General features: G+C 44.3%; 29 protein-coding genes. 16 read left to right on the top strand and 13 right to left on the bottom strand.

The annotated features are described in order from the left end of the window. Complete coding sequence (locus R7E47_RS08545; RefSeq protein WP_017633987.1) at window positions 1-477, top strand: hypothetical protein; 477 nt, start codon at window positions 1-3, stop codon at window positions 475-477. Window position 478: 1 nt separating this feature from the next. Further along, window positions 479-1570, top strand: coding sequence for a hypothetical protein (locus tag R7E47_RS08550; protein WP_025766727.1), 1092 nt, complete (start codon window positions 479-481; stop codon window positions 1568-1570). 146 nt (window positions 1571-1716) lie between these two features. Here the strand turns inward: R7E47_RS08550 and R7E47_RS08555 are convergent, their stop codons facing one another. The 4 genes from R7E47_RS08555 to R7E47_RS08570 form a co-directional block, all read right to left on the bottom strand. Beyond that, window positions 1717-2028, bottom strand: coding sequence for a hypothetical protein (locus R7E47_RS08555; protein WP_005377799.1), 312 nt, complete (start codon window positions 2026-2028; stop codon window positions 1717-1719). 202 nt (window positions 2029-2230) lie between these two features. Further along, entirely contained in the window at window positions 2231-2665 is a 435-nt protein-coding gene (locus R7E47_RS08560) for a DUF962 domain-containing protein (RefSeq protein WP_005377800.1), read from the bottom strand. 119 nt (window positions 2666-2784) lie between these two features. Next, the gene (locus tag R7E47_RS08565) at window positions 2785-3138 is read right to left on the bottom strand and encodes an MmcQ/YjbR family DNA-binding protein (protein ID WP_017633985.1); all 354 of its coding nucleotides are present in this window, start codon (window positions 3136-3138) and stop codon (window positions 2785-2787) included. A gap of 23 nt (window positions 3139-3161) precedes the next feature. Further along, window positions 3162-3644 carry a MarR family winged helix-turn-helix transcriptional regulator gene (locus R7E47_RS08570; protein ID WP_005377802.1) on the bottom strand — a complete coding sequence of 161 codons (483 nt, stop codon included), beginning with the start codon at window positions 3642-3644 and terminating at the stop codon, window positions 3162-3164. Window positions 3645-3754: 110 nt separating this feature from the next. Here R7E47_RS08570 and R7E47_RS08575 point away from each other — a divergent pair, with 110 nt between their 5' ends. Further along, complete coding sequence (locus R7E47_RS08575) at window positions 3755-4639, top strand: DMT family transporter (protein ID WP_213905925.1); 885 nt, start codon at window positions 3755-3757, stop codon at window positions 4637-4639. A gap of 43 nt (window positions 4640-4682) precedes the next feature. Here the strand turns inward: R7E47_RS08575 and R7E47_RS08580 are convergent, their stop codons facing one another. From R7E47_RS08580 to R7E47_RS08620, 9 genes are all read right to left on the bottom strand, one after another. After that, window positions 4683-6005, bottom strand: a complete 1323-nt coding sequence (locus R7E47_RS08580; protein ID WP_158174230.1) for an EAL domain-containing protein — start codon at window positions 6003-6005, stop codon at window positions 4683-4685. Between the two features lie 519 nt (window positions 6006-6524). Continuing rightward, complete coding sequence (gene gabT, locus R7E47_RS08585; protein ID WP_064368218.1) at window positions 6525-7796, bottom strand: 4-aminobutyrate--2-oxoglutarate transaminase; 1272 nt, start codon at window positions 7794-7796, stop codon at window positions 6525-6527. 14 nt (window positions 7797-7810) lie between these two features. Next, entirely contained in the window at window positions 7811-9238 is a 1428-nt protein-coding gene (locus tag R7E47_RS08590; RefSeq protein ID WP_318084093.1) for an NAD-dependent succinate-semialdehyde dehydrogenase, read from the bottom strand. Window positions 9239-9292: 54 nt separating this feature from the next. Continuing rightward, window positions 9293-10375, bottom strand: coding sequence for an agmatine deiminase (aguA, locus tag R7E47_RS08595; protein ID WP_065274435.1), 1083 nt, complete (start codon window positions 10373-10375; stop codon window positions 9293-9295). A 12-nt stretch (window positions 10376-10387) separates the two neighbouring features. Continuing rightward, a complete protein-coding gene (gene aguB / locus R7E47_RS08600) occupies window positions 10388-11254 on the bottom strand; it encodes an N-carbamoylputrescine amidase (protein ID WP_033905196.1) in 867 nt (288 codons plus the stop codon). 17 nt (window positions 11255-11271) lie between these two features. Further along, window positions 11272-12549, bottom strand: coding sequence for an NAD(P)/FAD-dependent oxidoreductase (locus tag R7E47_RS08605; protein ID WP_206970034.1), 1278 nt, complete (start codon window positions 12547-12549; stop codon window positions 11272-11274). A gap of 37 nt (window positions 12550-12586) precedes the next feature. Further along, the gene (locus R7E47_RS08610; protein ID WP_065274433.1) at window positions 12587-14071 is read right to left on the bottom strand and encodes an aldehyde dehydrogenase; all 1485 of its coding nucleotides are present in this window, start codon (window positions 14069-14071) and stop codon (window positions 12587-12589) included. Between the two features lie 35 nt (window positions 14072-14106). Further along, the gene (gene puuR / locus R7E47_RS08615; protein ID WP_054730171.1) at window positions 14107-14664 is read right to left on the bottom strand and encodes an HTH-type transcriptional regulator PuuR; all 558 of its coding nucleotides are present in this window, start codon (window positions 14662-14664) and stop codon (window positions 14107-14109) included. Window positions 14665-14682: 18 nt separating this feature from the next. Next, a complete protein-coding gene (locus R7E47_RS08620; protein ID WP_005377814.1) occupies window positions 14683-15429 on the bottom strand; it encodes a gamma-glutamyl-gamma-aminobutyrate hydrolase family protein in 747 nt (248 codons plus the stop codon). Window positions 15430-15769: 340 nt separating this feature from the next. Between R7E47_RS08620 and R7E47_RS08625 the strand changes: the two genes are divergently transcribed. From R7E47_RS08625 to R7E47_RS08685, 13 genes are all read left to right on the top strand, one after another. Beyond that, window positions 15770-17113 carry a glutamine synthetase family protein gene (locus R7E47_RS08625; RefSeq protein WP_005377815.1) on the top strand — a complete coding sequence of 448 codons (1344 nt, stop codon included), beginning with the start codon at window positions 15770-15772 and terminating at the stop codon, window positions 17111-17113. Between the two features lie 18 nt (window positions 17114-17131). After that, a complete protein-coding gene (locus R7E47_RS08630; protein ID WP_318084096.1) occupies window positions 17132-18607 on the top strand; it encodes a Na+/H+ antiporter NhaC family protein in 1476 nt (491 codons plus the stop codon). A 248-nt stretch (window positions 18608-18855) separates the two neighbouring features. Continuing rightward, the gene (locus tag R7E47_RS08635; protein WP_086046699.1) at window positions 18856-19539 is read left to right on the top strand and encodes a DUF4336 domain-containing protein; all 684 of its coding nucleotides are present in this window, start codon (window positions 18856-18858) and stop codon (window positions 19537-19539) included. Window positions 19540-19958: 419 nt separating this feature from the next. Further along, the gene (locus tag R7E47_RS08640; protein ID WP_005385757.1) at window positions 19959-20426 is read left to right on the top strand and encodes an Sbal_3080 family lipoprotein; all 468 of its coding nucleotides are present in this window, start codon (window positions 19959-19961) and stop codon (window positions 20424-20426) included. 64 nt (window positions 20427-20490) lie between these two features. Continuing rightward, on the top strand, window positions 20491-20823 hold the full coding sequence (locus R7E47_RS08645) for a YnfA family protein (protein ID WP_005377819.1): 333 nt from the start codon (window positions 20491-20493) through the stop codon (window positions 20821-20823). Between the two features lie 141 nt (window positions 20824-20964). Beyond that, the gene (locus R7E47_RS08650; protein ID WP_017633973.1) at window positions 20965-21369 is read left to right on the top strand and encodes a DUF1801 domain-containing protein; all 405 of its coding nucleotides are present in this window, start codon (window positions 20965-20967) and stop codon (window positions 21367-21369) included. 153 nt (window positions 21370-21522) lie between these two features. Continuing rightward, window positions 21523-21903, top strand: a complete 381-nt coding sequence (locus R7E47_RS08655) for a hypothetical protein (protein ID WP_086046698.1) — start codon at window positions 21523-21525, stop codon at window positions 21901-21903. 150 nt (window positions 21904-22053) lie between these two features. Further along, window positions 22054-22554, top strand: a complete 501-nt coding sequence (locus tag R7E47_RS08660; protein ID WP_047100680.1) for a GNAT family N-acetyltransferase — start codon at window positions 22054-22056, stop codon at window positions 22552-22554. A 98-nt stretch (window positions 22555-22652) separates the two neighbouring features. After that, window positions 22653-22904: a TIGR03643 family protein gene (locus R7E47_RS08665; RefSeq protein ID WP_005377824.1), complete on the top strand. Its 252-nt coding sequence runs from the start codon at window positions 22653-22655 to the stop codon at window positions 22902-22904. Window positions 22905-23308: 404 nt separating this feature from the next. After that, window positions 23309-23698 (top strand): lysozyme inhibitor LprI family protein, encoded by a 390-nt coding sequence (locus R7E47_RS08670; RefSeq protein ID WP_054865629.1) that lies wholly within the window; start codon window positions 23309-23311, stop codon window positions 23696-23698. A gap of 128 nt (window positions 23699-23826) precedes the next feature. Then, entirely contained in the window at window positions 23827-24276 is a 450-nt protein-coding gene (locus R7E47_RS08675; protein WP_047100681.1) for a nuclear transport factor 2 family protein, read from the top strand. A 192-nt stretch (window positions 24277-24468) separates the two neighbouring features. Continuing rightward, window positions 24469-25041 carry a hypothetical protein gene (locus R7E47_RS08680; protein WP_235429158.1) on the top strand — a complete coding sequence of 191 codons (573 nt, stop codon included), beginning with the start codon at window positions 24469-24471 and terminating at the stop codon, window positions 25039-25041. Window positions 25042-25246: 205 nt separating this feature from the next. Continuing rightward, a complete protein-coding gene (locus tag R7E47_RS08685) occupies window positions 25247-25645 on the top strand; it encodes a VOC family protein (RefSeq protein WP_031780991.1) in 399 nt (132 codons plus the stop codon). Window positions 25646-25806 lie beyond the last annotated feature (161 nt).

The raw sequence follows: 25806 nt of genomic DNA on the forward strand, positions 1-25806 counted from the left end.
ATGAGTAGAAATCATTCTCGCGTTGCTTTTCCTTTGCGTTACATAAAACGCTATCTGTTTATTCTGATTGCCCTTCTTTCATTAAATTGCCAAGCTCTCGCTGCAGAGAGCTACGCCGTTTTCTCATTTAATGACGAATTCTCTCCGCTCACTGTCAATAAAGCGCGAAAGTTGTACAGAGGGAAGACGCAACTTTTACAAGGCCAGCGAATTGAACTCTCTGACTGGCCTGCGACATCAACAGAAAGAGCTGAGTTCTATCGTTATCTTCTCAACAAAAATTTAGCGCAAATGAACGCGCATTGGGCAAGCTTGTCTTTTTCAGGTAAAGCTAGACCGCCAAAAGTGATTGCACGCTCCAGCATTGATGACCTCATAGCATGGATGCAAGAGAAGCCGAATAGAATTGGTTATGCCCCAACATCGAGCGTCCCTAGTAATGCTCATGTTTTATGTGTGGTTAGCTCGGAGAATTGATATGAAAAAATATTTAACCATGTTATCGCTGAGTATCGCGACCTTTCCGAGCTCAGCCACGATTGAACTAACAGAACAACTTTCTTTAAGTGGTTTTGGCTCTACTTCGTGGGCAAAATCCGATAACCCAACTACGTTACTAGTTAACCGCTTTATTGGCGATGAATCTTGTTTCGATTGCGATACCACTTTCGGCATGCAGCTCGATTATTTTCACAAGGCATTTCGGGCATCCGCACAAGTCGTAAAGCGCCCGCAAGACCATTGGAGCTCGCCTCAGCTCGAGTGGGCGTATTTGGCTTATACCTATCAAAACATAGAAATACGAGGAGGACGCTTAAGACTGCCACTGTTTTTGATGTCTGAGTACAACTATGTCGGCCACGCTTTTACCCAAGCCCGCCCACCGAATGAGGTATATGACAGCATTCTAGGTATCACGGCTTATAACGGCCTATCTGCACGCTGGATTCATGACCTCAATGAGCAAGTCGTACTTACCGCCATGCCGTTTGTCGGGTTTAAAGACAATAGTGACGTAACCATCAATGAACGTACTGAATTGGAAATTGAGTCAAACAATACTGCAGGGATGAACTTAACGCTAAGCGGAGAGAGCTATCGTTGGAATTTTTCCTACCTCCACGGCGATTATGATCAAACAACGACGCTCTCTAACATTGAGCAGTCCACTCCCGGTGGCGGAACCACAATCATTGACCGTCTAGTTGAAACAGAAAAAAACAACACGATCGATCTGTTTTCTCTAGGGTTAAGATACGAGCTCGATAACATTGTGATTATGGCAGAAGGACAGACCAGCAATCTTTCCTCATCTTGGTACGCGACAACAAGTTATAATGTAAACAAGCTGACTCCTTATATTGTTTACGGTCAGCAGTTTAATAGTCGGGATAAAAAAAGTGGAGACAGTTTCTTACTCGGGTTGAGATACGACCTAGATTACAACGTTTCCCTGAATGCAGAATGGCAAAGGTTCAACGCCTACAATAATAGCTCTGGCGCGTTTTCATCAGCCCCAAAGGATGACAGTGCGAGCCTTTATACGCTAATGCTCAACTTCGTTTTTTAATGTTTCTTACAGTACCAATTTCCACAACACTGGGGGCTGTTGTATTAAGAAGGCTTTTTGCAACACGTAACTAAACGCTAAACGACTGGAAGGGATAGAATCGATCAGATAGGTAAGTGGCAATCCAAACAGAGACAAAGGTTACTCTATTTCGGTTTGTTTTGATTGCCTTTTAACCGCTTTTCTTTGCGTCGCAGTGCCCGGAAAAACTTTGACTCTTCGTGGTACCAACCAAGGACACTAATTGGGAAGCCCACGAGCATCATAATAAAAACATCCGCAGGGAGTTGTTCCCAAATGTCGCTTAAAGAATGCAGCTCTCCAAAAATGAACAAACCGATGACTTTACCAAGCAGTAATGCACAACAAATCATAAAGAAGGACTTTAATATATAGTGCCATTTGCCTTTTTTACGCTCTTCTCTCCAATAGGCATATTTATATTGTCGGTCGTACATTCATCCCCCTAAAGTAAACTTGCCGTAAGTTTAAGTATCTCGATAGCGTAAAGTGCGTTGGCACCTCTTTAATCATAGTGCGTATCTAAAGTGAATGCTTGTCGTGGCAATAAGAAGGAGAGGTATTCTGTAGTAAGAGCTACATAATCTCTGAACGTTATATGTCTTGTGTCATTCGGATGATGCCTGATTTTGCTTATCGCTAGTGTTTTCTGAACACCCAAATCGGGCCGATGAGTAGAAACTGTAAATCCTCAAAAAACGACGGTTTTTTACCTTCAATCTTGTGACCGATAAATTGCAATATCCACAATACGCCAAACAAGAGCATAGAAATATGCAGAACGGGCAACATCAATACCTCTAGCGACCAAATAAGGCCAATGCACGCTAATGTGTAGCCGATCATCATCATGAATACACTCAGAGACAAACGAAAATAGAAAACCCAAGTGGGGATCACCGCTACCCAAACCCAATTAAGTTCGAAGCCTAATAATGAAATCTGGGGAATCGACCAAATAAGTCCAACCACAGAAAGGTAAATACCTGGAACTGCGATTGTGTGAATCTTTTGGTTGATAGGGTTTTGGTGACTCTCCCCGTATTCTTTTAGCCATTCAGATAATGCTCGCATATCATTCCCCTTTTCCACCTTCTTATTCTTATATAGCCCGAGGATGAAAAAGGTGCGAATTTTTCCGTAAAGGCTACGAGCAACGAGCGACAAAACAACAGAGGCCAGTGCGTTGCCGATTACTCACCAAGCAACGCTCGTTGTGCTTTCGGCAGCTTGGCAACGACAAGAGCATAAGAGCGTTCACACAAGTCTTGAATCAACCCATCCTCGACATCACCGTTAAAATAAACCGTTATCCAATGACGCTTATTTAAGTGATAACCCGGGATAATGTCCGTAAACTGCGACGTTAAGACTTCTCCATCTTCTGGTTTTACTTTTACGCTGACATACTCCCGACCGTTTCTCTCTGCAATGATGGCAAACATCTTGCCTTTGATTTTGTAAACAAGCGCTTCAGGCCCAAATGGGAAATCGCTTTCTGCACACATGAAGGTACTTAAGTATTGTTCTAGTTCTTTGCTTTTCATATCCCCTGCCTCCTTCTGCATTCTCACTCAAATTGTGGCAATAGCAATTTTAACGCCTGGTTAACCTGCTCTTTTTCATTGCCTTCTAAACCATGCAATAACGATTGCTGAACGTCTACATGCTCCAAAATTAGCTTGTCAATTAAGGTTAAGCCTTGCCCTGTTAGTTCAACGGTGACGCTACGTCGGTCTTCTTTACTATGGGTTCTGGTAATAAACCCTTTCTTCTCTAGTTTATCTAAGCGATTAGTCATCGCACCCGAAGTGAGCATCATCGACTCTATTAACGCTGAGGGAGTAAGACAATATGGTGAACCAGCTCGACGCAGTGTCGCTAACACATCAAATTCACCCATTTTCAGATCGTACTTCTTATGTAGCTCGGCGACCCTAGATTCCATGTGTTTTGCAATTCGCATTAGTCGACCCATTATTGCCATCGGTTCAGTGTCGAGGTCTGGCTTCTCCCTAGCCCACTGCTCTACCACTCTATCAATTGCATCCATTATTTCTCTCCAAACATCATATATTTTTTATTTTAACATAAAGATACTTTACAAAAAGTCACCTTGCCGATATCGTTACATTTAATTATCTCTACATAAAGATATTTAACATGAACATTTTACTTGCGATGATTCCTGCCTTTTTTTGGGGGACGACTTACGCTGTTACTCAGTTTACTCTACCGGACTGGCCTCCCGTTTTACTTGGTGCTCTAAGGGCACTGCCTGCGGGTCTTTTGTTGCTGGCAATAAAGCCCTCGTTTCCAAAAAGAAGTGAGTGGAAAGTGCTGCTTGTTTTAGGAACCATCAACATCGCTTGCTTCTTTGGTCTCATTTTTGTCATGGCGTTGACGCTTCCTTCTGCCATCTCTGGTGTTGGTATGGTTTCGGTCCCCGTTTTTGCGATGCTGTTTGGTTGGGCGGTCTACAAACGTCAGCCTAGTGGCATTCAAGCGATAAGCGGCGCAACTTTGATTGCTTTAGCTTGGTTCTTATTTGATCCTAGCTCTATTTCTCTCGAACCCGTGGGCTTACTTGCGATGATCTCCGCCATTATGTGCATCGTGATAGGAAGTAGCGTAACAAAGTCACTAGGTACAAAAATGCACTGGTGGACAGTGCTAACATGGCAGCTCATTTTGGGTGGCGTGATTATGTCTATCGCAACAAGTGTGCTGGCGATAAACAATCCAGAGCCATATGTTACGGTCGTTCAGGACGTATCCATGACGAATATTCTAGGGTTACTGTGGGTAGTTATTCTGAACACCGCATTAGGGTATGGCATGTATGTATGGTTATTACAGCGGATGTCGGTCGTAGATTTTACCTTTGGTGGTATTGCAAACCCAGTCGCAGGCATTGTTTCGGGCCTACTGCTATTGGGGGAAACGTTCACTCCTCTGCAATACAGCTTAATGCTAGGAATGATCGTAATGTCATTACTACCTCAGCTCATTACGTCAATCAAAACGAAAAGAGCCGCGCTAACCTAGGAAACTGGCACCTTTAAAGCGGGATGTTATGACGTTATGGCTGTTAAGCGCTTGCAAGGTTAGTCAGGGGCTCTGGTTTAGCGTAAACATAACCTTGAATAAGGTAAATCGCATGCTGAGCCAGATATTCGACTTGAGCCTGGCTCTCTACACCTTCTGCAATCATCTCACATTCCGCTTTGTTCGCTGCAGACACAATTGAGTCCAGCACTTTCAACTTTTGATCGTCAGATCCTATTGGATCAATGAACATCTTATCCACTTTTACACACCGGATGCCCAAATCTTGTAGGTAAGAAAAGCCACCATATCCGGTACCAAAATCGTCAATTTTGAACTTGTAGCCTTTATTCGTTAAATACAAAATCTCTTTTTTCGCGGCCTCAGTGTCTTTTACTGGTATTCTCTCGGTCAACTCAAAATGAATTCTATTCGAGATTGGCCAATTTAACTCCGACAGCAACTTCGTTAATACACCTGACTCTAAATGGGAGGAAACAATATTGATACTGACCCACGTATGCTCGGGTAAGTCACTTAAGTCTTGTATGATTTTACGAATAAGCTGATTCGTCATCGGAATAATCAGGCCACTTTCTTCTGCAGCACCAATAAACATATTTGGTGGCACCATTCCATCACGTCGCGACCATCGAATCAGAGCTTCATATCCTACTGTCTTACCATCGCGACTATCGACAATCGCCTGGTAGTAAGGAATAAATTCTGCATTACTAATCCCATTTTCAATTAGACCTGTAATGGATTTTCTCAAGCCTTTACCAGATATGTATGCAAAGGCAGTCACAAGACCTGCAAGCACACTTACAAGACCGCCCCACAAAAGTACTCTTTCCTGAGCATAATTTTTAAGTTTTTCACCGCTGTATATCTTGATGAGCATGTTGGCTTGAGACTCTCCTGAAAAGAAAAACTCTTTTGAGAGTGCGTTTTCTTCTCCTGCAATATTCGCTTTGCCACGGCTTATCGTTAAATCACCAAATATTGGTTCATCATACTTAAACTCTACAAATAGGCAGTCTTTGCAAGGCGTTTTTATTACCTCGTTAACCCAACTGTTATCAAGTACCCAGAAGACTTCAACGTGTTCATTATCATAAATGACCATCCACTCTATTTGGTCATTCTGTTGCGGCAAAATGAGTGATGCGAAAAAGTTCTCATCCATCTGAAATCGTTCACTACTAGATGGGCGAGACACTTCACTACCAACCGTGGAACACGTTTTTCCGCCTTCTGTGGTCATCGCAATAAAACGAATGTAACGGTTATAAAAACGTGGGTCGCGTAAAGTTCTTACATCACTATCACTACAAGTAAAATCTAACTGAGCAATCTGCTTCACTATTGCTCTGTCCAAATAGGCAGACCTTTGATTTAAATATTCTACGTAAGCATCTATTTTCGACGCTTTTACCGAGTTGACGTAAAAGTTGGTTATCGAATGAAAGGCCACTACAAATATGGCGATGGGAACTAAGCCGAGTAAAATGGCATACCTTGTATTCTTTGTTATCAAAGTTCGTCCTGCTAATCTGACAAGCAACCTAAGTGGGATATGAATACTATCTCATTTTTATAGTCCAAAAAGTGAGGAATGACGCTCAATAAAATGATAGACTCAAGTGGCTTTCAGATGTCGGGATTTAGAATGCGAGCACCAAACCACATTCGAGGAGAACAAAGTAGCGACTAAGTGGAAAGTAAGAACGAGCCCAATTGTTAAGTCATCCGTAATAAAAGTGACGACTTGGAGCTTGAGCAATACTTTTTAGATAGGCAGCAGATACGCTAAAAAATAAAAAGGAAACGATTGATGCCAACCGCTTCCTTGATTTGTTATTGCTATTTAAAAGCGCGTGAATTACGCCACTTCAAGAATCACTTTTTCCAACTTATCTAAGCCTTCGTTCAGTACGTCAGATTCGATGGTCAGTGGAGGTAACAGACGAATCACGTTCGCTTTTACTCCACAAGAAAGCAGAATAAGGCCGTTTTCTTGCGCTTTAGAAATCACCGCTTTGGTCATCTCTTGCAGTGGTTTGCCTGATTCTGGGTCAGTAAACTCAATCGCCATCATTGCACCCGTGGTACGGATTTCACCAATAGCAGGCACAGATTGTTGCAGTTTGGTCATACGTGCATTGACCACTTCACCAATGCCCATCGCTTTAGCACACAAATCTTCTTCTTCGATAATTTTCAGCACTTCAAGACCAGCAACACAACCAAGTGGCGAGCCCGCGTAAGTGCCACCTAAACCACCCGGCAGCGCAGAGTCCATCACATCCGCTTTCCCAACCACCGCTGAGATTGGGAAACCACCAGCAATGCCTTTCGCCATTGTCATTAGGTCTGGTTCAATGCCTAGGTACTCTGTTGCAAACATTTTACCGGTACGAGCAAAACCCGTTTGGATTTCATCGGCAATCAGCATAATACCGTGCTTATCACACAGCTGACGCAAGCCTTGTGCAAACGCTTCAGGTGCTTTGTAGAAGCCGCCCTCACCTTGCACTGGCTCGAAGATGATCGCCGCAACGCGTGAAGGTTCGATATCGCAAGCAAATAGATCGTCGATCGCTTGTAAGCTTTGCTCCACACTGATGCCGTGGAACGCATTTGGGTACGGCGCGTGGTAGATTTCGTTCGGGAAAGGACCAAAGCCCGCTTTGTACGGCGCAACTTTACCAGTTAACCCCATCGTCATGTTAGTACGACCGTGAAAGCCGCCTTTAAATGCTATCACGCCGCTACGACCCGTATGAGCGCGCGCTACTTTCACTGCGTTTTCGACCGCCTCGGCGCCAGTGGTTAGAAAGATCGCTTTCTTCTTAGTCTCACCTGGTACAAGTTCTGTCAGCTTTTCTGCCAGCTCAACGAATGACGCATACGGCGTAACCATCGCACACGTGTGCGAGAAGTTATCCAACTGAGCTTTTACCGCTTCACTGATACGTTTGTGAGAATGCCCGGTGTTAGTTACCGCGATGCCCGCTGCAAAGTCGATGTATTTGTTGCCTTCGATATCCCATACGTAAGCGTTTTCTGCTTTCTCGACGTAAAGTGGGTATAGTGCGCCCATGCCTTGAGCGATAACTTGGCTTCTTCTTTCGTGTAGTTGTTGGTTTGTCATTGTTTTGTCCTTAATTAGCTGCCGCCAAAGCAGAGATATTTCACGTCCATGTATTCATCGATACCTTGTTTTGCTCCTTCGCGTCCGATGCCGGACTGCTTAACACCACCGAAAGGAGCAACTTCAGTAGAGATCATACCTTCGTTAATGCCGACCATGCCGTATTCGAGCGCTTCTGCGATTTTCCAAACACGGTGGATGTTTTGGCTGTAGAAGTACGACGCAAGACCGTAAATGGTGTCGTTCGCCATTTCGATCAGCTGTGCGTCACTGTCAAAACGAATCACTGGCGCGACAGGGCCAAAGATTTCCTCAGAGACAATCTTCATGTCGTGAGTAACGTCTTTGAGTATCACTGGCTGCATAAATAGACCATCCAGCTTTTTGAGTTCTGAAACTGGCTTAGCACCTTGCTCGATAGCACCATCGATCAACGCTTGAATGCCTTGCTTTGCCGATTCGCTGATCACAGGACCGATGTTTACGCCCTCTTCTAAGCCGTTACCGACGTTGAGCTGCTGAACCGCAGCGTCGAACTTAGCAACGAACTCGTCATACACTTTGCTGTGTACGTAGAAACGGTTCGCACACACACACGTTTGACCTGCGTTACGGAATTTCGACGCCATCGCACCCGCCACGGCTGCATCAATGTCGGCATCATCGAATACGATAAACGGCGCGTTGCCACCGAGCTCCATTGAGGTACGTTTAATGTCCGCCGCGCTTTGCTGCATCAGCACACTACCAACTTGGGTCGAGCCAGTGAAAGACAACTTACGAATCAACGGATGCGAAGTAAAAATAGCGCCTACCTGACGTGAATTTTCACCCAGAACCACTTGCAGCACATCGCGAGGGATACCCGCTTGATAGGCAAGCTCTGCGACCGCAAACGCAGACAGCGGCGTAGATTCAGATGGTTTTACGACAAAGCTACAACCGGCCGCTAAAGCTGGCCCTGCTTTGCGCGTGATCATCGCAATTGGGAAGTTCCAAGGCGTAATCGCACAGGCGACACCAATTGGCTGTTTGATGGTCACCAAACGCTTGTCCGCACTTGGGGCAGGAATCGTCTCACCGTAGGTACGTTTCGCTTCTTCAGCAAACCATTCGATAAAACTCGCGCCGTAAAGCACTTCACCTTGAGCTTCAGCCAGCGGCTTACCTTGCTCTAACGTCATTAAGCGGCCAAGGTCGGCTTTGTTTTCTAACAGAAGTTGGAACCAACGATTGAGCATGCCAGCGCGCGTTTTTGCTGGCAGTGCCGCCCACTTTTTCTGCGCCACACTGGCACGTTCAATGCCATTTAAAATGTCGTTTTCGGTTGAGACTGGTGCGTACCCGAGGAGTTCTCCGGTCGCCGGATTAGTCACTGCAATGCCCTGTTGTGGATTCGCTACCATAAACGAAACAAGGCTTTGGTTTTGTATCTGTTGCATGGTCATTCCTTTTGACAACTCATCATCGCCGCTAAGCCAGCGGCGAGTTTATGTTTAAGCAGGGATCTGCTGCGTAATACAGTGAATGTTCCCTCCGCCGAGTAGAACCTCTCTCGACGGTATCGCGATGATTTGGTATTCCGGCATCGCGTTTTGCAAAATATCGATCGCCATAGCGTCGGTCTCTTCGTCCAGCATCGGCAAGAACACATGCTCGTTGACGATAAGAAAGTTCGCATAAGAGGCACTTAGGCGTTCGCCAGCTTGTCGACTCATTCCTGAACTGGCGTCAATGCCATTGGCTTCGCGCTCGCTGTAATGCAACGGACCCGGTAATGGCAAACGGACAATTTCAATCTCGCGTCCTTTCGCATCGTGCTGCGATTTCAGCACTTGCTCTGCTTGACGAGATAACGCGTATTGCGGGTCACTTGAGTCATCGGTCCAACTCAGTACCACCTTACCCGGTGCGATCACGTGCATCAGGTTGTCAACATGGCCGTCTGTTTCGTCATTGAATAAACCATTTGGCAACCAAATGACTTTTTCGATACCGAGATACGCCTTTAACTGCTCTTCGATTTGCGCTTTGCTCAATTGCGGATTTCGCCCCGGACTGAGTAAGCACTCTTCTGTGGTGTAAAGGGTGCCTTCACCATCGGTGTGAATCGCCCCTCCTTCAAGTACAAACGGAGCACGGTAATGATCAATACCGATGATGTCGCATACCGAGCCAGCGACAAGATCGTCCTGCTGCCAGTTATCGTAAAGCCCGTTGTATTCGCCGCCCCACGCGTTGAATTGCCAACTAATCCCACGGCGCTCGCCCGCCTGATTCACGAGCACGGTCGGTCCAATATCGCGCATCCACGCATCGTTAAATGGGATTTCCACCAAACGTACATCTGAGTGAAGCATTTGACGCGCTCGGTCAAAGTTGTGCGAGCACACCGCCACACACACTTTGGTCACTTCCGCGATTAAGTTCGCGATTCTGGCAAAGGTTTCTTGCGCGGGTAATGCGTCATCACGCCAATTGTCTTTCCTTTCTGGCCACGCTAGCCAAACTTCACTAACCGGCTGAAACTCAGCCGGAAAATAGAAGCCATCTTGCGCTGGTGTTGTCGATAACTTCATACTAACGCCTCTTTAAACAGCTAGCTTGCCAACGCTGGTGTAGAGGTCTGGACGACGGTCGCGGAACAAGCCCCACGCATGACGCGCTTTCGCTATCGCAGCGAGATCGATTTCTGCGTAAATGATGGTTTCACCTTCACGTGGTGCTTCGGCAATTTTTGCACCAGTGTGGTCAGTGATAAAAGAAGAGCCGTAGAACGTGGTCTCGATACCATCATCGACCTCAGTACCAACTCGGTTTGACGCGATGACTGGAACGAGGTTTGCTGCCGAGTGACCTTGCATTGTACGTTGCCAGTGATCACGTGAATCCAGTGTCGGATCTTGAGGCTCAGAACCGATTGCAGTTGGGTAAAAAATCGCTTCCGCGCCGTGCAGAGCCAAGCTGCGCGCAAGCTCTGGGAACCATTGGTCCCAACAAATGCCAGCACCGAACTTACCGAACTTGGTTTGCCACACTTTGAAACCGGTATCGCCAGGGCTAAAATAGTACTTTTCGCTGTAGCCCGGGCCATCAGGAATGTGTGACTTGCGGTAGTTATCTAGTACCGTACCATCGGCATCAATCATCACTAGCGAGTTAAAAAACGTATTGCCCGCTTTTTCAAAGTAGCTGACAGGAATCACCACGCCGAGCTCTTTAGCTAACGCACTCATCTCTTTAATAAGACGACAATTCTCCGTTTCTTCTGCAAGCTCGAAATACTTTGCTTCCTGTTTTTTGCAGAAGTAAGGCGCAGCGAACAGCTCTTGCGGAAGAATCACGTTCGCACCGTTTTGTGCTGCTTCACGAATCGCCTTTTTTGCTTTGGCTAGGTTATCTTCCAGATCCCAGCTTTTCGTCAGTTGAAGGGCTGCAAATTTCACCACTTTGCTCATTGGATATTCCTTATCTCTTAAATCGCCAGTTTGTCACGTAGGTTGTAGTAAGCCGCGCCCATTGCCGTAAACGGAATTTGGAAGTGGCGGCCACCTGGGAAGGAGTAATGTTTCAGTGCAGCAAACGCATCGAAACGTTCAGCGTGTCCGGTCAATGCTTCTGCCAGCAACTTGCCTGCGAGGTGAGTACACGTTACACCGTGACCGCTGTAGCCTTGTAGGTAGTAAATGTTGTCTGCAAACGAGCCAAATTGCGGCATGCGTGAGTAAGTCAGCAAGAAGTTACCCGTCCAGGTATAATCAATCTTGATGCCTTTCAATTGTGGGAAGACTTTCTCCATCTTCGGACGAATCAATGCTTCAATGTTTTCTGGGTCACGTGCGCCGTAAACCACGCCACCTCCGAATAACAAACGCTTGTCGGCGGTTAAGCGGAAGTAGTCAAGCAAGTAGTTACAGTCTTCAACGCAGTAGTCACTGGTCAGCACTTGTTTTAGCTGCTCATCACTCAAAGGCTGAGTCGCCACCACTTGTGTGCCACACGGAATCGCTTTGTTGCTGATGTTTGGTGCCAACCCACCAAGATACGCGTTACCTGCCAAAACCACGTACTTGCTCTTCACGCTACCTTGCGCCGTTTTGACTACTGGGTTAATCCCTTTGTCAATCGACACGACCGCCGACTGTTCGAAGATTTGGCCACCCAGAGAAATAAACGCAGCGGCTTCACCTAACGCGAGTTTAAGCGGGTGAATGTGACCACCGCGCATATCCAACAAGCCACCAGTGTACACTTTGGTCCCTACCGCTTGTTCTACTTCTCCTGCGTCAAGCAGAGTCAGTTGGTCGTTGCCGTAACGCTCCCAGTTCTTCTTATGCTCTTCTAGCCCTTTGAGTTGTTTACTATTCAGTGCCGTGAACAAGCCGCCTTGCTTGTAATCACAGTTGATGTCGTATTTGTCGATCAGACCACGGATGATATCGCCGCCTTCAAAAATCATATCGCACAGAGCTTTAGCTTGGTTTTGGTCGTAACGGCTTTCAATCACGTCAACATCTCGGCTGTAGCTATTAACGATTTGGCCGCCGTTACGACCAGTTGCCCCAAAGCCCACTTTTGCGCTTTCTAGCACAACAACTTTAAAACCTTTTTCCGCTAGGTGCAGTGCAGAAGAAAGACCAGAGAATCCCGCACCGACTACACACACATCGCACTCGATGTTGTCTTGTAATTGTGTGTATTCCGGCATGTTTGGCACAGAGTGCGCGTAGAACGAATCCGTATGCTTGTTCATAGAACTATTCCTTTATTTATCGTAATCGTCAGCAGGCTTAAGGATGGAGGCGAATCCAAGTGGTTTTGGTTTCGGTGAATTTTTCAATCGCGTGGAGAGACTTGTCTCGACCGTTTCCGCTCATTTTGAATCCACCAAATGGAACCGTCATGTCACCTTCGTTGTAGTTGTTAACCCAAACCGAGCCGGCTTGCAGTCGTTTTGCTACGCGATGAACGCGGTTGATATTGCTACTCCAGAGTGCCGCGCCTAAGCCGTACTTCGAATCGTTAGCGATCTCGATTGCTTGCGCTTCGTCTTTGAATGGAATGACACACAGCACCGGACCAAAAATTTCCTCTTGGGCGACACGCATCTTGTTGTCGACGTTGTCTAAAATGGTTGGGGAAACAAATGCGCCCTGCCCATCGACATCGCCGCCACAACGTACGTTTGCACCTTCTGATTCACCTAACGAGATGTATTCCAATACTTTTGATTTATGATCTTGGTCGATGAGCGCACCCATTGATGAACTTGGGTCCATTGGGTCTTTTGGCGTGAACGCTTTCGACGCTTGAATAACTTTTTCTATAAACTGCTCTTTGATGCTTTCGTGAACAAGCAGGCGGGTTGCCGCGACGCACACCTCACCTTGGTTGTAAAAACACCCTGCAGCGGTATCTGCTGCTGCGCGGTCTAAATCATCACAATCTTCAAACACGATGTTCGCGTTCTTGCCGCCCGCTTCTGCAAACACACGCTTTAGGTTGCTCTCACCCGATCTGACCATCAGTTGACCTGCAATGCGCGTCGAGCCTGTGAAGGCGATGCAGTCTACGTCTTGGTGTTTCGCCAGCGCGTCGCCAGCTTCATGACCAAAACCCGTAACGACTTGGAAAACGCCTGTTGGCAAGCCCGCTCGAGAAGCAAGTTGACCTAGGAATATCGCGGTGAGAGAAGATTTTTCTGACGGTTTTAGAATCACGCTGTTACCAGCGGCTAAAGCAGGGCCAAGCTTCCAGCACGCAAGCCAAAGGGGGAAGTTCCACGGCACAACCGCAGCGACCACGCCAATTGGCTGATGGGAAATAAAGGCATGTACATCTTTTTCGGTTGGGGCAACTTCGCCGTATACTTTGTCGATTGCTTCTGCGTACCAGCGTAATGCACTCGCCGCGCCAGGAATATCGGTAGAGAAGCTGTGAGAGATAGGCTTACCGGTATCAAGCGTTTCTAGCAGAGCCAATTCTTCTTGGTTTTGATCAATCAAGTCAGCAAACTGTTTAAGCACTGCTTTGCGATGAGCTGGGCTGCTCTCGCTCCACTGACCGGATTGAAATGCTTGGCGAGCGTATGAAACCACGAGATCAACATCTTCATTTTGGCAACGGGCGATTTCGGTGAATATCTCATCTGTTGCTGGGTTAACTACCGGGATGGTTTGCCCTGTTAAAGCGGCACTGTATTCACCGTTAATGTACGCCCTGTTTTCGATGTTTAGATTGTTTTTTAGTTCAATCCATTGCTCTTGGGTTTTCATACGCTCTCCTTGTGATCACACAAGGCAAGCCCCCACTAAAATGTGGTTGGCGTATGCGCACTTATCATTCGACAAGCCTTGTCTGTGTGATTTGTAAATCGATGGGGCTTCGTCGTATCAATAATGTACGACTCTCCCGCTGTTATGACATGAGATTGCCCTTTATATTCCAGAGTGATTTCACCCTCTAATACGGTGCCAATCTCTTCGCCTTCGTGTTTGATTTCTGCCGCACCAGTGGTTCCATAAGGTGCGTATTCCTCGATCAAGAATCCGATGACTTGATCTTTGTCGCCATTCGTTACCAGTTTCATGGACACCGTCTCGCTCCCGATTTCCACAAGATCTGACGGCTTGATGACTACTTTCACTTCCTCGTTCGAAGGTTGTTCAAAAGTGAAAAACTCTGATAACGATAAAGAAAATACATTAACGATTTTTTGTAGTGAGCTGACCGACGGGCTCACTTTTCCATTTTCAATGGATGAGATTGCACTGTGGGTAATACCAGCGCGCTCGGCTAGTTCCCTTTGTGACAATCCATGTTTTTTTCGTAACTGAACAATATTTTTACCAATCTCTTGATTGTCCATTCATACAGCTCCAAACGTTTAACGAGAGGTAGCCATCATAAATTCATTGAACAAAATTTGAGAGAAATGATTGGTTTTTGCTTCCCATTCTGGGTGCCACTGCACGCCAACGAAAAATTTTTGATTAGGAAGACTAAATGCTTCTACCAAGCCATCCGGGGCTTTAGCTTCTACTTGTAATAGAGGAGCAAGCTGATCGACGCCTTGGTTGTGTAGTGTGTTCACTTCAAAGAAGGTGGTATTTTCCCAATGATTTTGCACCAGCCATTGTTCAAATAAGCTCTGCTTTTGAACTAGCACAGCGTGTGCTGGCGCGTATTTTTGTTCGAAATCTTCAACAGGCGCTTCACGATGGTCATTGAAGCCGGAGTCATGAACGGCTGGGTTTAACGAGCCACCAAGTGCGACATTCATCTCTTGAAAGCCGCGGCAAATACCAAGGCACGGAATGTTTTGGTCAACCGCATGACGAATTAACGTGAATGAGAGCTCATCACGAGCTTCATCTTTGTAGCTCTCTTCGTGCGTTGCATTGTATCGATGTGGCGCAACGTTAGAGTGGCTGCCAGGAAAAAGAAAACCATCACATATGTCTAGGATGGTGGTTACGTCATCGCCCGACATGTCGGGAGCCAACATAATCGGTAGTCCTCCAAAATCCTTTATGGCGCGAAGGTAAAAGTCGTTGACCGCTTGTATCTGATAGCCACCCAACTCTTTAGCGCAGCTAACCACACCAATGATGGGTTTGTGTGTATCTGCCATGATATGTCCGTGTTCAATTTATTTAACACAAACCCTACAAACCATGTACAAAATTATCAACACAGATGACCATTATTATCGTCGCAACGTGATCTGGCGCACTTTTTAGGCTTCAAAACTGAATATTTATGCTCATTATATTGAACAAAACAAAACCAACTGTTACAAAATAGTTAACAGAAAGACATAAAAACAAGCCGTTAAACATCAAAGGCACAGTATAAGTGCATGTTTAAATTAAAAATAACCTGAAAAACAAACAACTCGTTCAGAGTTCTGTAATTTATTTGTTAATTTGGTTATTTCTAATTTCTACTCGTCAGGCTATTTGGAGAAGAAAATGGAATCGTATCTACAGGAAGTACAAAATTTTAAACAAAAATGGCCCGATATTGAATTTATCGATCTCATCTTTACCGATATAAATGCCACCCCAAGAGGAAAACGCATCCCGATAGATGCTCTAGAAAAACTGAATAAAGGTGTTGCCCTCCCCCTTTCGACCATCACCCTAGATACCAAAGGTAACGTCGTTGAAACGGCCGGGTTGGGAGAAGATCTCGGAGAACCAGATAACCTCTGCTATCCAATCAGCGGCACCTTAATGCCGACGGCAAAAGAACAAGTTGGTCAGCTACTGCTTAGTATGATGGATGAAACCGGGCAGCACCCTAACCCACTGTTCATCCGAAACATTCTCGCTTCTATATTGCAAACACTGCATGCTAAAGACCAATATCCTTGTGTCGCGCTCGAGCTGGAGTTCTATTTAATAGACAAAACCCGCGGCGAAAATGGCGAACCATTAACGGCAATTAACCCCACGAAAAAAACTCGAGAAAAAGATACCGAGGTTTACGACCTTGATGGACTAGATGACTACGCTGATTTCTTGGCCGACCTTAATCGAATTGCATTAGAACAAGGTTTAAACACTTCCGGAGCCCTATCTGAATCGGCACCAGGGCAGTTCGAAATCAACTTCAACCATTCTAAAGATGTACTTCGAGCATGTGATGAAATCATCATCGCAAAACGCTTGATTCGCCAGGTCGCTCATCAGCACGGATTTGACGCCACATTTATGGCGAAACCTTTTAGTGAGCAAGCGGGTAATGGCATGCACATTCATCTCAGCTTGGTTGATACAGATGGTAACAACCACTTTAGCCAATCAGACGGTCAAGCGAGCGCCTTCTTCTATCAAACCATGGCAGCGATGCTGTCACAAACATCCGATGCCATGGCCCTAATCTGTCCTAACGTTAACTCTTACCGTCGCTTTGTTCCTGGCGCTTACGTCCCAACCAAAGCCGATTGGGGAGAAAACCACCGCGGTGTTGCGTTGCGTGTGCCTATCAGCGATAGCAAAAATCGCCGTATAGAGCATCGTATAGCAGGCGCTGACGTTAACCCATACATTCTCGCTGCAGTAGTACTTTCCGCAGTATTAGCGAGTGAAAGCTACACCAAAGATCAATGTCCACCGACTCTCAGTGATGATGCAATTGAGTTACCTCTGCGTATGTCAGAAGCTCTAGAGCGACTGGAGCACAGTGAGCTAGCTCAATACATCTCAAGAGACTTTATCGATTTGTATCTAGCTTGCAAACAGAGTGAACTCGCAGAATTTGAGCGAGCGATTACTCCATTGGAAATCGACTGGATGTTGCACTCGGCATAAACAAAGGAAATGAACTTTATGACTACGCAGACCAAGGCGCTGGATGCGCCTCTTAAAATCAACTCTCAACACATTATTGTTTCTTTAATCTCGGTTGCGACGTTTGTCTTTTTTACCACAATCGGTTTGAACCATGAGGAAGGCGAAGCCTACGGATGGATGAGTCTTTTACCAACGGCGTTGGTATTGGTCTTTGCGCTGACAACACACCGAACTGTGGAAGCCCTCTTTAGCGGCGCTATTGCCGGTGTTCTTCTGCTTAACCCAACTGAAGCGGTGGAACAGATTGTTGATATTTCCATGAGTGTAATGATGGATGAAACTATCGCCTGGATCATCCTCGTTTGTGGTTTGATGGGCGGCCTAATTGCTATTTTGGAGAAAGGCGGCAGTATCTTAAGCTTCTCCGACATGCTGGTCACGAAAGTAAAAAGCCGTAAGCAATCGATGCTGATGACCTTTGCGTTAGGTATTCTGATCTTTATCGACGATTATTTGAATGCGATTGCAATTTCTTCCTCAATGAAAAAAGTTACGGACGGCTACCAAATCTCGCGTGAAAAGCTCTCATATCTTGTGGATTCAACCGCCGCACCTATCTGTATCCTCGTACCAATTTCCACTTGGGCAATTTTCTTCAGTTCTTTGCTAGAAGCAAACGGAGTAGCAGAAGCGGGAGATGGTATCAAAGCATACATTGAAGCTATTCCATACATGGCTTACGGCTGGGTAACGCTGGTGATTGTTTTGCTGGTTGCAATGGAAAAGGTCCCAGATCTAGGCGCGATGAAAAAGGCAGAAAAGCGTGCGAAGAATGGTCAAGTTCGTCCAGACGGTGCAACAGATGTCGACTTTGGTCCCGATGTATCTGCACATACCAACCCAACCATGGGCCTTGTCAACTTCTTGTTACCAATGATCGTACTTGTTGCCGCAAGTTGGTATTTTGGTATCGATCTACTTGCTGGTGTTTTCGTCGCGTTAATCTTTACTATTAGCTTTTACGGCGCACAAAAACTGCTCTCGATGAACGACATGTTCGAAGCTGTTTATGATGGCATTAAAGTTATGCTACTGCCGCTTGCGACCGTTATTGGTGGTTTCATGTTGAAATCGGTCAACGACTCATTGGGCGTCACGCAGTATGTCATTGAGACCGTCAGCCCTTACCTGTCAGCGTCTTACTTCCCTGCGATTATCTTTATGATTACGGGCGCGTTGGTATTTGCAACGGCATCGTCTTGGGGAACGTTTGCAGTAGCGATGCCAATTGTTCTACCTTTGGGCGAACAGCTTGGTGTGCCTCTACACTTAACCGTTGCAGCGCTGCTTTCAGCATCAGCGGCAGGGAGCCACTCTTGTTTCTTTAGTGACTCAACCGTGTTATCTGCACAAGGCTCAGGCTGTACAGCAATGCAACACGCAACCACACAGTTTCCTTATGCGTTGATTGGTATTGTTGCAACCGCGATTTTCTTCTTCATTATCGGTTAGCCCCTTTATCTAATTGCAAAGCCCTGCTCAAAAATAGCGGGGTTTTGTTCTATCAAGTCAAATGATCCTCTTAAAACTACTTTACGCCGTTCAGTATAAAAATACTCAAAGACATACAGCTGCACTCAATAAGGGTTTGGTAAACCTAATATTTTTGGTTTACGCTTAGCGAAGCGTTTATTGTGCAGCAAGGCAGCTTTTGAGTAACTTAAATGCCGCCTTAATACAGTGTTAACGGTTGGAGAGACATGAAAAAGTTAGCCCATGAGATATGGATATTTGACGGAGATCCCGTCCAATTCTTAGGACTCCCATACACCACTCGTATGACTATTGTTAGGCTTTCTGATGGTGGCCTTTGGGTTCATAGTCCAATTCAGTTATCAAATTCGATTAAAGAGCAAATCAACAATCTAGGCCAAGTGAAATACTTAATCGCTCCTAATCATTTACACCACTTGTTCTTATCTGAATGGGTATTTGCCTATCCTAGCGCAGAAATTTATGGCACAGATGAAGTCATTAAGAAGTGCCGTGATATACACTTTCACGCTTCACTTAACCAAGGCGGTAATGCTTGGAACTCTGAGATTGAACAAGAACTATTTTCTGGCTCTCCATTAATGGAAGAGTGTGTGTTTTATCATCGACTTTCAAAGACCTTAATTGTTACTGACCTCGTCGAGAATTTTTCTGGCCAGGACTTTAACTACTGGCAGCGGTTTGTGGCTAAAGGGGCCGGTATTCTTGCTCCGAATGGAAAAATGCCTTTGGATTGGCGCCTAAGTTTTATGTTTAGCAAACAAGAGGCTCGAAAACACTTAAATAAATTGCTGTCTTGGAAACCTAATATATTGGTTATGGCTCACGGTGAAATCGTCCTTGATAATGCAGACGAGTTCTTACAGCGCTCTTTTAAGTGGCTAGTATGAGACAACATTGAAAACTCACACAGCAGAATAGACAAGAAGCTATTTTAAAACATTAGGCCCTTTTAGCTTAGTCTTAGGGACCAATTTACAGCACTACACGTTATGTTTAACGATAAGCTCCCCTATTCCTCTTAATTGAGCATTATGCAGCAATTTAAAATTCCGTTAGAATTGCACTTCAAAAACTTCAATGCGAAGAATTCTGGACATTGATACGGACATAAGTTCAAGAGTTAACATAACGCAATAGCAATCTCTTACTAATTATTTTGCATCGAGACATTGGCATACTCCCGAAACAAACCCTTCTACTCTAAAGGTTTTGTTAATAACAGTTGCCATGCTTGTTAGTTATTCTCGTTGAACTCAGTATCTTGAAGTTGTTTGAATATATAAATTTAAAAAAAAAGAGACATAAGATGCACAAAAAACTCATCATTCTAAGCTTGCCTATTCTATTAGCTGCATGTGCGGCACCAAAGTATACGGTAGAAACAATCTCGAAAGAAAATCAGAGCAAGGAAATCACCATCGTAAAAGACAACGCCACGCGAGATGTTTTCTTAGATTCGATGCAAGACTGGTGTTTGGATACCGCCCACAAATGCACAGTCGTAAGCGATGGCACTCCTCCTGTTAGCTCTGAGCTGACACTTACTTACGTATCACGCTGGAGCTGGGATTTTAGAACATTTATCGCTGATGCTCAGATCAAAGCCTACAAAAATAACGAAAAAGTAGGACAAGTTGAATTTAAAGCACCAAACAGCGCGAATCCAGATAAATGGGGTAAAGACAACAAACGAATCATTTCGATGATGGATTTGTTATTCGGTAAACAAACCGTGAGTGAGGCTCAATCCAAGATTAAGCTGGGCGAAATGTAATGAGCCGAGCAATTGCCCATTTAACCAGCCTCATATATTTGTAGAAAAAGATAGGAATGTTTAAGTGACTGAAGTCAAAACCATTGGGCTTTTCTTTATAACCGCCATTGCAGAAATATTAGGCTGCTACTTACCTTATCTCTGGTTAAAGGAAGATAAGTCAGTTTGGCTTTTGGTACCAGCAGCGCTATGCCTTGCTATGTTTGCTTGGCTTCTATCTTTACATCCTACCGCAACTGGCAGAGTTTATGCCGCTTACGGTGGTGTCTATATTTTTGTCGCAATTCTATGGTTGTGGTGTATCGACGGCGTTCGACCAACGCTCTGGGACATAGTGGGGGTTTCTGTCGCTATGCTTGGCATGTCAATCATCATGTTTTCACCCAGAGCATCCTAAACGTAACCGAGGGAAACCCTTACGCTTAGTATTTTGGCTATGTGCTAGATTTATTGATTAATAACATTATGACGTAATTGCTACATAGCCAAAGTATGCTTGGGCTTCACCCCAAAACAGCGCTATTTATAGGAGATACCAATGAATCATGCAGTGAAGGCAAGATTTGATGAGTATCCAAAACATGTGCGTATTCGGATAGAAGAGCTACGAAATATCGTCTTAACTATCGCTTCTGAATTAAAACTGGGGGAAGTTGAAGAATCTCTAAAATGGGGAGAGCCAAGCTACAGTGTGAAAACAGGTAGCCCGGTAAGGATGGATTGGAAACAGAAAACGCCTAGTCGTTATTATCTGTTCTTTAATTGCCAAACTAAGCTCGTCGACACATTCCGCGAACTGTATAGTGACTCACTTGAGTTTCAGGGTAATCGAGCAATAATTCTATCTTTATCAGCACCTTTGCCAGAAGCTTCAATCAAGACCTGTTTAGAATTAGCATTAACCTATCAAAAGCGAAAGAACTTACCTCTTTTAGGTATGTAAAATCGCTTAATAAAACTATTTACGGCCGATTAACCATATTCAACTACTCTACCTTTGTATCCTTTTTAATGCTTACGCAGTAAAGTTTTAGATTAAGTGGTCACGTTAATAGCGCCGTAACCAAACTAGTAATATCGAAATAAAGAAGAGTTTATGAAATCAAAAATCTTGTTCTTACTTATGCTTGGAGCTCATTTCAATGCTTTTTCAGCGACGTACTATCAAGTAAATGTGGTAGTAACAGAGCCTCAATCAACATTCATTTTTCCGACTTTTGAAATATCCTCTAAAGGAAAAAGTAAAACCAGTTTTGTCGACGGCTGCACGTACTTAGGAACCCTTTCAGAACCGAGCAAAAATAGCATACAGCTTGAAGCTACCATGTCATGCAACCAAGATGGCGCTACGTCAAGGATGGAAATGCCGGTATTTGTACTCAACTCCGAGGGTGAAAGCGCGAGTTATGATCTTGTAGAAAACGGGATCGTGATGTGGAAATATTCTGTAGAAGTTAAGCCGTCACTTAAAAAGTGATATATCAGAAATACCAAAGTAACAATCGGCACTATTAACCGCCGTTTAAGTGTAATAGGTATATTCTTTACGACTTAATGACGTTACTTGTTGCCGCAAGTCTCCAACTCATGTACAAAACAGCCCTAATTTTAATAGGAGCTAAGTGGCATGAATTTAATTGTACGTCAGGTAACTTTAGGTGATGCTGAAGGCATTACAAACGTCCTCAACCCCATCATTATTGAAGGTTTATACACTGTATTAGATACGCCTTTCACACCTGAAGAAGAAAAAGAGTTCATTACTCATTTCCCAGAACGGGGCGTGTTTACAGTCGCTTTATCCGAAAATAGCTCACAAGTCATTGGTTTCCAAAATATCGAGCCCTTTGCACAATATACAAAAGCTTTTGACCATGTTGGCATAATTGGTACGTTTGTTAGTGACGGTGCTCGTGGCCAAGGTGTGTCTAAACAGCTTTTCAAATCGACATTCGAAGTAGCCAAACAAAAGGGTTACGAAAAACTATTTGCGTACGTTCGCAGCGATAATGAGCGAGCGTTATCAGCCTATCTCAAACAAGGCTTTGAAATCGTAGGGACCGCGAAGAAGCATGCAAAAGTTCGTGGGAGATACGTAGACGAAGTCCTCATTGAGAAGTTTTTGTAGGTGTTAAGTCGCTAAACACTAAGCACGCATATAAGAACATTTGAACCAAGACTCAATTTCCGTCGTAGAAACCTCTTTTCTAAAATAGGTTATTTGAAATGAAACTGACCTCGGAAACTGAGTCAAGAATAATAGAAATGGCATGGGAAGACCGCACCCCATTTGAGGCTATCGAATTCCAATTTGGTTTGAATGAATCCGACGTGATTCAGTTTATGCGTAGCCGGCTCAAATCAAGTAGCTTTAAATTGTGGCGTAAAAGGGTTTCGGGGCGCAATACAAAACACAACAAGCTACGAAACTCAGACATCATTAGAGGTTATTGCCCGACTCAATATAAGCCGCGATAGCGAACTGCACTTGGCATAAATTTTTATTACGAATCGCAACATTTATCGCCCTACCTTTGAACCAACTTCATGATTGGAGGGGAATAGTCACCACTTAATTCAACCTAGGTGTTTCAGGGCGATAATAAATTCAATGGGAGTCATATTAACATCCTCAGACGCCATCAAACTAATGATTCCACAGAAAAGATTGATACAAAACGCCCACTAAAAGTAACTCAGATTAAGGCGTCATTTAACCCGTGTATCAATCTCTTTTACCTTCTATTTAGGCACTAGAATCACTAACCTTCTATTTTATCTTTGAAGGCACAGACAAAAAGCTGCATGATTAAAAAGGAAAAATAGCTGATAACGGTTTAACAAGCACTCGGAGCTTGGAGGCAATTTTGAACAAATTACTTATGATATTTGCGTTGGTTTCTTTACCTTGCTTGGCTTCTGCTGATGTTGAAGATCCCTGCAAAGTAAAAGGCGGTGGCGTTATGGCTGGTTATCAGTGTGTAGAAAAGAAGATGGAATCTGCAGATAAAGAGCTTAACGAAAGTTACAAGGAAGCAATCGCTAGAATAGGTGAGGAAGAAAAAGCACTAAGGGAAACATGGTCTCAGACCGAACTGGTAGAGCCATTTCGAAAGGCCCAAAGAGCTTGGCTAAAATACAGAGACGCCGAATGTGAATTTACGGGCCTGTCTTCCACACCCTCACCCTGGCAAGGTGTCCAGATTGAAGAATGTAAGTTAAGAATGACGTTAGAACGCGTCGAATACTTCAATGGTGTATACGTAGGCTAAACGGATTACATCTAACAAGGCACTTCAATAAGATTCGCAACTCTTGGCAATTTCAGTTTAAATGTACTCTGTGTTTAAGATGCAAGCGTTCAGGTTGTGCGTAAAGCTTATATGGGTGTGAAATAATTATGGAAAAAGACGATTTAGTTGGGCTAGTAGTTAAGTATTTCGAGAAAATAGATGCCGGTGATCCTAGCTATCTGGATCTATTCTCAGAGGATGTTGATTTTTTCTTTCCTAAATTTGGGCAAGCGAAAGGAAAGAGTGCCTTAGTGGAGTTTGGCAATAGGATTGGTAGCTCGTTGATTAATATCTGGCACGACATAGACGGCTTTCAAATAACGACTGCTGGAAACAAGGTCATTGTTGAAGGACAGGAAGGCGGCGTAATGAGTGATGGTACCTCTTGGCCGGACAACAAAGTTTCCACAGGGCGTTTTTGTAGTGTATTTGAGTTTGAAGGAAAAATGATAAGTCGTATGTTTGTGTACGTAGATCCTGACTTCCCGAGTCGAGATTTTGAGAGAATTTCCGTGCTGGCAGGCGAGAACAACGTGCGACAAACTGTTCAAGCCTGAATACTACCGTTACCGCATAGCATCTTTGTTATGCGGTAGTATTCGTAGTTAAGGTGTGTTGAGGGCTTTGATATCGCTTTACTCACACCTTATCAGTGCGTTAGCCACATTCCCTTACTGATAGAAATGCTACTTTCTTCAATCGTCCTGTATTATGATAATGAAAAAGATTGCATTAATTTTAAGATTAAAATGAACCAAAAATTTTTTCTAAAACTACTCCCTGTCCCTTTTCTTCTAGCCGGTTGCCAGTCTACGCAAAGCCAGCTACAGCCTATACCTGAAAACGTATTATCAAACCTATCGACTCAATGGGCAGTGGTAGAGGCCTGTTTTCATTCCGATGCTTATAGCTTAGAGCAATCGGTAAACTATCGAGAGGCCATTAACTATTCTTTTTCTACTTGGCTAGTCGATCAGTCCGATATCGATCAGTCGGTAAATGAAGCTCGTGTAGCGTTATCAGAATATCAGTCTCAGAATGATGGTTTAGGAACAACATGTAAGGATTGGCACCTATCCCTAGAATCTGGATTGCGAGAAGTTAACAATCATAAGAATCAAGTGGCGATAGACCAACAGCGAGCACATGAAATACATAAAGCAAACGCTTCTAAACCTGTGACGTATTCAACACCAGCATCTACTTCGACTAGTAATGTTGTTCACTGTTACAAATTGGAAGACGTTAGCTTGAATAAGAACATTCAAACCTTTAATGGAATGATATGCCCTATAGGCTGGCTTAAATATTATGGCTATTAATGTATTTGATTAATACAGGACTTAAGGATGAACTCTAAGTTTAATTTTTAGTTCAAGATTGGGTTTCTTGTTTACAATGTTATGTTTCCAGTTGGATTACCGTATTCGAATAGATTGACGAAGTTAATCAATATATGCGTATTGATGCTTACTTTTTATCGAGTTATCTTTGTTTGATAGCCATTAAAACGAGTAAGGAAACAAAGTGACTGTGTTAACAAAAGGCATACACCACGTAGGTTTAACCGTATCTAACCTAGAAGCAAGCGCGAAGTTTTTCACTGAACAATTAGGTTGGAGTGAAGTAAAAAGAAATCCAGACTACCCGGCAATATTTGTGAGTGATGGGCATATCATGCTTACACTATGGGCGGCTAAGGCTGATGCCGCCACTCCATTTGACAGAAAAACGAATATTGGTTTGCATCACTTAGCTTTACTCGTAGAGACTGAGAAGCAACTCTATGAGTTGCGTGATCAATTTATGGCGTCGGGAATCGAAATTGAGTTTGGTCCCGAGCTTGTTAAAACAGGACCCGCAAAACATTTAATGTGTTACGACCCAAGTGGTATTAGGGTTGAGTTTTTCTGGGCGGGCTCATAAAACAAACATAACAAAGTTTTATAATAGGGATTTGGTACACATGGCATTGTTAGTTTGCACCGCCTTTGGTATTTAAGGTGCTTAGCAGAAGCTTGTGTATCGAATGCCCCTCCCCTCCTACTACAGATTTTGCGACTTACGAGTAAGTCCAAAAGGATAAA

This window comes from Vibrio sp. Vb1026 (genome assembly GCF_033338745.1).
GTDB classification, from domain to species: Bacteria; Pseudomonadota; Gammaproteobacteria; order Enterobacterales; family Vibrionaceae; genus Vibrio; species Vibrio alginolyticus.

Excerpts from the sequence above, each read along its gene's own strand:
- R7E47_RS08545 (WP_017633987.1), top strand. The coding sequence starts at position 1 with ATGAGTAGAAATCATTCTCGCGTTGCTTTTCCTTTGCGTTACATAAAA.
- R7E47_RS08550 (WP_025766727.1), top strand. The coding sequence starts at position 479 with ATGAAAAAATATTTAACCATGTTATCGCTGAGTATCGCGACCTTTCCG.
- R7E47_RS08555 (WP_005377799.1), bottom strand. The coding sequence starts at position 2,028 with ATGTACGACCGACAATATAAATATGCCTATTGGAGAGAAGAGCGTAAA.
- R7E47_RS08560 (WP_005377800.1), bottom strand. The coding sequence starts at position 2,665 with ATGCGAGCATTATCTGAATGGCTAAAAGAATACGGGGAGAGTCACCAA.
- R7E47_RS08565 (WP_017633985.1), bottom strand. The coding sequence starts at position 3,138 with ATGAAAAGCAAAGAACTAGAACAATACTTAAGTACCTTCATGTGTGCA.
- R7E47_RS08570 (WP_005377802.1), bottom strand. The coding sequence starts at position 3,644 with ATGGATGCAATTGATAGAGTGGTAGAGCAGTGGGCTAGGGAGAAGCCA.
- R7E47_RS08575 (WP_213905925.1), top strand. The coding sequence starts at position 3,755 with ATGAACATTTTACTTGCGATGATTCCTGCCTTTTTTTGGGGGACGACT.
- gabT (WP_064368218.1), bottom strand. The coding sequence starts at position 7,796 with ATGACAAACCAACAACTACACGAAAGAAGAAGCCAAGTTATCGCTCAA.
- R7E47_RS08590 (WP_318084093.1), bottom strand. The coding sequence starts at position 9,238 with ATGCAACAGATACAAAACCAAAGCCTTGTTTCGTTTATGGTAGCGAAT.
- aguA (WP_065274435.1), bottom strand. The coding sequence starts at position 10,375 with ATGAAGTTATCGACAACACCAGCGCAAGATGGCTTCTATTTTCCGGCT.
- aguB (WP_033905196.1), bottom strand. The coding sequence starts at position 11,254 with ATGAGCAAAGTGGTGAAATTTGCAGCCCTTCAACTGACGAAAAGCTGG.
- R7E47_RS08605 (WP_206970034.1), bottom strand. The coding sequence starts at position 12,549 with ATGAACAAGCATACGGATTCGTTCTACGCGCACTCTGTGCCAAACATG.
- R7E47_RS08610 (WP_065274433.1), bottom strand. The coding sequence starts at position 14,071 with ATGAAAACCCAAGAGCAATGGATTGAACTAAAAAACAATCTAAACATC.
- puuR (WP_054730171.1), bottom strand. The coding sequence starts at position 14,664 with ATGGACAATCAAGAGATTGGTAAAAATATTGTTCAGTTACGAAAAAAA.
- R7E47_RS08620 (WP_005377814.1), bottom strand. The coding sequence starts at position 15,429 with ATGGCAGATACACACAAACCCATCATTGGTGTGGTTAGCTGCGCTAAA.
- R7E47_RS08625 (WP_005377815.1), top strand. The coding sequence starts at position 15,770 with ATGGAATCGTATCTACAGGAAGTACAAAATTTTAAACAAAAATGGCCC.
- R7E47_RS08630 (WP_318084096.1), top strand. The coding sequence starts at position 17,132 with ATGACTACGCAGACCAAGGCGCTGGATGCGCCTCTTAAAATCAACTCT.
- R7E47_RS08635 (WP_086046699.1), top strand. The coding sequence starts at position 18,856 with ATGAAAAAGTTAGCCCATGAGATATGGATATTTGACGGAGATCCCGTC.
- R7E47_RS08640 (WP_005385757.1), top strand. The coding sequence starts at position 19,959 with ATGCACAAAAAACTCATCATTCTAAGCTTGCCTATTCTATTAGCTGCA.
- R7E47_RS08650 (WP_017633973.1), top strand. The coding sequence starts at position 20,965 with ATGAATCATGCAGTGAAGGCAAGATTTGATGAGTATCCAAAACATGTG.
- R7E47_RS08655 (WP_086046698.1), top strand. The coding sequence starts at position 21,523 with ATGAAATCAAAAATCTTGTTCTTACTTATGCTTGGAGCTCATTTCAAT.
- R7E47_RS08660 (WP_047100680.1), top strand. The coding sequence starts at position 22,054 with ATGAATTTAATTGTACGTCAGGTAACTTTAGGTGATGCTGAAGGCATT.
- R7E47_RS08665 (WP_005377824.1), top strand. The coding sequence starts at position 22,653 with ATGAAACTGACCTCGGAAACTGAGTCAAGAATAATAGAAATGGCATGG.
- R7E47_RS08670 (WP_054865629.1), top strand. The coding sequence starts at position 23,309 with ATGATATTTGCGTTGGTTTCTTTACCTTGCTTGGCTTCTGCTGATGTT.
- R7E47_RS08675 (WP_047100681.1), top strand. The coding sequence starts at position 23,827 with ATGGAAAAAGACGATTTAGTTGGGCTAGTAGTTAAGTATTTCGAGAAA.
- R7E47_RS08680 (WP_235429158.1), top strand. The coding sequence starts at position 24,469 with ATGAACCAAAAATTTTTTCTAAAACTACTCCCTGTCCCTTTTCTTCTA.